Origin of the sequence: Hadarchaeum sp. (SeqCode) (assembly GCF_049969415.1) — an archaeon.
In the GTDB taxonomy this organism is placed as follows: domain Archaea; phylum Hadarchaeota; class Hadarchaeia; order Hadarchaeales; family Hadarchaeaceae; genus Hadarchaeum.
In genome coordinates this window covers 1-3,901 of the sequence record NZ_JBMFOX010000058.1, presented here as the reverse complement: position 1 = coordinate 3,901, position 3,901 = coordinate 1, and the positions used below count along the sequence as shown (strand labels likewise).

Here is a 3,901-nt window from a genome sequence, read left to right as displayed (position 1 = left end):
TTTCTAAAGCTTGTAAAGAGTGAGGAGGCAACAATCAGATGAGCGTTATAGAACAGTTTAAGCGGTCTTTCGTCATAGCTGAGAAGGACATTAAAATTTACTATTCAAAAGGTCCCGTAATCATTTTTGGACTCGTTTTCCCATTATTTTTAGCTTTGGCCTACGTGATCGGGCGGAACATGCCACTCAAAGAAGTTTTGCCCGGATTAATTGGTATGACCACGTTTTTTACAGCCACATCTGTTGGTCCCTCTATCGTGCCTTGGGAAACCCGGTCAAAAACCCTTGAAAGGCTTCTTTGTTGTCCAGTTGCCTTTTGGACAATTATTGTCGGTGACATGCTTTCCTCCTTCATTTTCGGCCTCATAATCTCAGGAATTTCACTAGTGGTCGCGTTGGTAATCGGCGTCGAGCTGCTAAACTTTATGATACTTCTCGTGGGGCTGGTCCTCGCAACCTTGTGTTTCGCTGCTCTAAGCGTTTTGCTTTCAGCTTATCCGCCCACAGATATACCCGCCACCTCAATGATGCTTTCGTCTCTAGTCAAGTTCCCACTTGTTTTTATAAGCGGTGTCTTCATACCGGTGGACCAGTTGCCGCCCTGGGGCGCGGCCATAGCTTCCATTTCACCGCTCACATACTTCACAGATATGATAAGACTGCTATTCTTAGGCAGGGGTTTTTATCCACTCGCACTGGACTTTCTGGTGATTACGGCTTTCACGGTAGCGTTTGCGACTGCCGCCATAAAGTTACATGAGAAGACCCTTGCAAAACGGTTGAGTTAATTAAACTGATGACAAAAACTTATCATTTTGTGCAATCCCTGTTTCTTCTTTTTCCCAACACCATCCTAAACTCTCCTGATTGTGTTCCTCACAGACGAGCTATCTCAATCCCAAACTCTCAACGCACAACCTAAACTCAACTTCGATCTAACCGTTAACCGCATCCTGTTCGCAAAAAACGACCTTGTGCTGATCAAACATTCACCAATCATCCCTTACTTATTTGAACTCGGCTGGGCCAATGAAAGTTCCAGTAAATTGAAGTATTTTCCAATCAAGCTGTTAAATCCCTACCTGCTCAGAAGCTGACCCCTCTTCAAAACAAACATCAAACAGGATAACTTCAACCTGTTAACTAGCCTCAGCCCCTCCACATTTCCGGCCAATTCAAGCCCGAGCTACTCGCCGGGCTGAATTTACCCAAATAAACTGGTGTCAATCAGTGCAGGCGCTCACTGTGGTTCACCAGCCGACCCTCGATGTAAGCATGCACCGCCTCATCAATGTTGGCGATGTCGGTCACTATCGGCTGATACCGGCCTGTTTCACGCTCTCATAAGCGCCTGCCCCCATCCCCCGCACCAAGAGTATCTGACAATCAAAGATGACAGCAATCATGCTCTCGTGACGGGACTGGGCGAAGGACCCGAAACCGTGTCCACGTGAATCGAGTGAATGAGTCTCCTCAGCATGCGACTCGCCAGCAAACTGGGCGTGGCCCATCTTGCCGCGGATCTCGTGTAAAACGATTTTCCCGTTCTCGACCGTAACGACGACGTAGAACGAGGCACGGCCAAAGTGCTGGCTGATGGTCACGCCATCCTCAGACACAGCCGCGATTTTTATGACGCTGCCCCTTACTTGTGGGCGCTCAGCCATTTTTTTATCTCCTGAACCTCCGGCACCCTTCCGCTCACCACTAGTTTGCCGTCTATCATGACGGATGGGTTGTCGGTGACGCCCCTTTTCAGCATCTCCATCTGGTCGTAAACATGGGTCACCTCTGCCTTAATGCCCAGCTCCTTGACCGCCTGTTTGCAGTTCTCCTCGGTCTTCTTGCACTTCGGGCAGCCCACGCCAAACACCTCTATTTTCACCATAGCCTCACCTCCCTTGTCCTCGTTATAATCCTCCAATAAAGATCATATAAAGAAAGCCGGCGGCAGCGGCCCAGAGCACCGCAAGCACTGCATAGGTCCCGACTGTCTTCCATCCGATTAACCTCGAAACGCCTATCATTGAAGGTATTGAGGACATCGGGGCACCCAGCAGGAACGCAAGGGCAGCGCTGGCGGACATCCCCGCGCCAATGAGGGCTTTGACAAAGAATACCTCCACGAGGGTGGGTGTGTAAAGAGGAACACCTATCGCTGCACCGAGGACCACTCCAAGCGCCCCCGTGAAGTACGTCCCGATGATGTCACGGGGCATGTACGCGTCGATAAAGCTCACCGCCGCCACGCCGATAAGAAGGTACGGCAGCACCATTCTCACCAGCGCATACGCCTCTTTCAATGAGTTCATCGACTTTTCACGGAAATCCATCTTAACTATCACGGCGGCCTTTGCGGCTGAGATCTTACCAAATTTTTCCTCAACGGCTTTTCCCCATGGTGTCTTCGCGACAGCATAACCGATCAGGATCGCTCCCAAAAAAGCAAAGCCAAAACGCGCCCCGGCGATCAGCGGCGAGATAAGCTCCGAGGTGAACAGTATCGCAAGGAAATTTGCAGCAGGCGCCATCAGCAAGAAGCTCAGGGCCGGACCGATGCCTGCTCCGATGGCTATTATGCCGCCGAAGATAGGTATCATGGCGCACGAGCAAACAGTCAGGACTGGGGCAAACAGGGCGGCCAGGACGTAGGATTTTACGCTCTTGCTCGAGAGATAGTCTTTCATCTTCTCCCGAGGGACGAACGCCTCTATGAAGCCGCCAAGCATAAAGGCAAACAAAAAGGCCCCCCATGCCCTAGTGAGATAACCAGCAACGTAAACAAACGGGATCAAAATCGGATTATAAGAGCTAAGATTTCCGTAATCGTATACTGGAGTCAGCGGTTGTCCAGTGGCCTTGGGGTACACTATGGCAAACAAACCGAAAAGCAAAAGGGCCCAAGCCAGCGCTGCCAGCGCGGTAGACTTGCGAGGCATCCCGATCATTCCTCCTGACACGCGGTTCTTTTTAGGAAATCCTTTGCTCCAGCCACCGGGAAATTACGTTTATCTGAGGCTTCTATGCTAAAGTTCCTGTATAAAATCGACCATTCCTCGACTGTTGGTAGGATAACGGCTAAATCGAGAAAATTTGGATTTTCTATTTTTGCGCCAACAACGGCATCCCCATCTGTTTCAACGGGCTTTGCCCCAGCCATGTAATTTCCCCCCCATAACCCCCTAAGTATCCCCTGTGCAGAAATTCTCGCCAACTACCAACTATTTTCATCCGACCCCCTCTTTAATTACATAACGGAAGCTTATATATACTTTTTTGTTACAAATTGTAATATGATAATCATGGATGGTGTCGACAAGAAAATAATCTCATGCCTCCAAGAGGACGGGCGGGCCTCTCTTTCTGAGATGGGCCAAAAACTGGGGCTTTCCCACGTGAGCGTGAGAAATCGGCTAAAAAATCTGTACGAAGGTCTGGTCAATGTTTCCGCCGGACTCAACGCTGAGCAACTTGGTCTCCGCATCGCCATTATAAATGCCGAAGTCGAAACACCTGAACGCTTGAGAGAACTCACTGACCTATTTTCAAAATGTCCCCGAACTTTTTTTATAGCCACCACGACCGGTGCTTACAACGTTATGATGATCATGATTGCAGAAGACGCTGACACCTTGAACGCAATCTTAGAGGCCTGCTCCATAAGAGCTCGAAAAGGCATCAGGCGCTCGGAAGCAACTGTTGGGGAAGCGCCCATCATTCCCAAGTATCTTCCCATTAAAATTGTGCCAGACAAAAAAATGGAAATAGCTCCATGCGAAATCAACTGCGGAAAATGCCTGCGCTACAAAAATAAAAAATGTCTCGGCTGCCCTTCAACCAAATATTATCGCGGCCCACTCTAATTTTCCATCTTTTATTCAAGACATGAAATTTATTTCTC

6 protein-coding genes are annotated in these 3,901 nt (G+C 49.1%); 2 read left to right on the top strand and 4 right to left on the bottom strand.

Going from position 1 to position 3,901, the window contains the following annotated elements; genetic code table 11:
- Nucleotides 1-38: 38 nt before the first annotated feature.
- A complete protein-coding gene (locus ACP5PX_RS07460; protein ID WP_428085341.1) occupies nt 39-788 on the top strand; it encodes an ABC transporter permease in 750 nt (249 codons plus the stop codon).
- 522 nt (nt 789-1,310) lie between these two features.
- Here the strand turns inward: ACP5PX_RS07460 and ACP5PX_RS07455 are convergent.
- The 4 genes from ACP5PX_RS07455 to ACP5PX_RS07440 are packed head-to-tail and all read right to left on the bottom strand — an operon-like array spanning nt 1,311 to nt 3,214.
- Nucleotides 1,311-1,667 (bottom strand): NifB/NifX family molybdenum-iron cluster-binding protein, encoded by a 357-nt coding sequence (locus ACP5PX_RS07455; protein ID WP_428085340.1) that lies wholly within the window; start codon nt 1,665-1,667, stop codon nt 1,311-1,313.
- On the bottom strand, nt 1,646-1,888 hold the full coding sequence (locus tag ACP5PX_RS07450) for a thioredoxin family protein (protein WP_428085339.1): 243 nt from the start codon (nt 1,886-1,888) through the stop codon (nt 1,646-1,648). Before ACP5PX_RS07450 ends, ACP5PX_RS07455 begins: the two co-directional genes overlap by 22 nt.
- A gap of 22 nt (nt 1,889-1,910) precedes the next feature.
- On the bottom strand, nt 1,911-2,939 hold the full coding sequence (locus tag ACP5PX_RS07445) for a permease (protein WP_428085338.1): 1,029 nt from the start codon (nt 2,937-2,939) through the stop codon (nt 1,911-1,913).
- A gap of 5 nt (nt 2,940-2,944) precedes the next feature.
- Complete coding sequence (locus tag ACP5PX_RS07440; protein ID WP_428085337.1) at nt 2,945-3,214, bottom strand: hypothetical protein; 270 nt, start codon at nt 3,212-3,214, stop codon at nt 2,945-2,947.
- Between the two features lie 79 nt (nt 3,215-3,293).
- Here ACP5PX_RS07440 and ACP5PX_RS07435 point away from each other — a divergent pair, with 79 nt between their 5' ends.
- On the top strand, nt 3,294-3,863 hold the full coding sequence (locus ACP5PX_RS07435) for an Lrp/AsnC family transcriptional regulator (protein WP_428085336.1): 570 nt from the start codon (nt 3,294-3,296) through the stop codon (nt 3,861-3,863).
- Nucleotides 3,864-3,901 lie beyond the last annotated feature (38 nt).